Origin of the sequence: Actibacterium naphthalenivorans, assembly GCF_014196965.1 — a bacterium.
Lineage (GTDB): Bacteria > Pseudomonadota > Alphaproteobacteria > Rhodobacterales > Rhodobacteraceae > Actibacterium_A > Actibacterium_A naphthalenivorans.
Window position 1 is genome coordinate 1 of the sequence record NZ_JACIEQ010000048.1, and the last position, 1,068, is coordinate 1,068.

Annotated in this window: 1 protein-coding gene and 1 pseudogene; both read right to left on the reverse strand. The window is 67.8% G+C overall.

Annotated features, from left to right (window positions below):
• A partial coding sequence (locus GGR17_RS20220) for an alpha/beta fold hydrolase (protein ID WP_183314836.1) occupies positions 1–793 on the reverse strand: 793 nt, incomplete at its 3' end.
• Positions 790–1,068 (reverse strand): annotated as a pseudogene (locus GGR17_RS20225) (hypothetical protein); the annotation flags it as partial. The gene GGR17_RS20220 and the pseudogene GGR17_RS20225, both read right to left, overlap by 4 nt.

Genomic DNA, 1,068 nt, shown 5'->3' on the forward strand with positions numbered 1-1,068 from the left:
TCAACACACGGAAGAACCCCTTTTCATTGTCCCAGGGGATCATGTGGCCTGCGTCGGGGACGCAGGTGATCGGGATGGCGGGGTTGGTGCGGGCCAGGTCGGCGGCGCCCTGCGCTGTCACCACCGGGCTGTCGCCGCCATGGATCAGGGCCGCGGGCAGGGTCAGCTTTTCCCAGAAGGGGAAGAAATCCTCACTCTCGAACCCGGCATGGGACTCGCGGATCGCGGTCTCGTCGCAGCCGGGCAGCACCTCGATGCGCAGCTGCAATTCGCGCTCGGGCCATTTGGGATAGAACCGCCGCACCGCCTCCAGCGTGGTGCCGGCCTTCGCTTCATTCAGCTGCGCCATGAAACTCTCGAGGCTGGTGGGATAGGCCCCCCGGCCCGGCCCGCACAGGGGCGGGTCGATGATCACCGCCAGGTTGTGATCCTCGGGCGCGTATTGCGTGACATAGGCCGCCGCGATCCGTGCCCCCATGGAATGGCCGATCACGATCGGCCTGTGCAGCTTCAGCCCCCTCACCAGGGCGTCGACATCCGCCGCGTAATCGTGCAACCGATAGGCACCGGCGGGCGCCACATCGGTTTCGCCCCGGCCGCGAATGTCGGGCACATAGACCGAAAACCCCATATCGGCGATCTGCACGGCCAGGAAATCCGCCGTCGCCGCCGGGCTGGTGATCCCCGGCAGCACGATCACCGCGGGCTGGCCGGTGTCGCCGTAGACCAGCACATGGTGGCGCAGCCCGTTGGCCTGAAGATAAAGCGATGTGCCCGTGATCCGCACGTTCATGCCGGCACCTGCGCTGTTGCGGGCAGGGTGCCCAGGGCCGCCCCCGCGCCGGGCACCACCGGGTCCAGCCCCAGCGACGTCAGGATCTCGCGCGCGGTGCAGGTCGCCGCCGTGATCACCGGCAGGCCGATCATGTCCTGCACTTTCTGAACCGCCGGAAGCGATGGCATCTGCACGCAGGCCGACAGGATCAGCCCGTCGGCCCCGGACAGGTCGAGCTTCGCCACATGGCCGGGCAGGTTCATCGGATCCAGCCGCCCCACCTCGAGATTGTC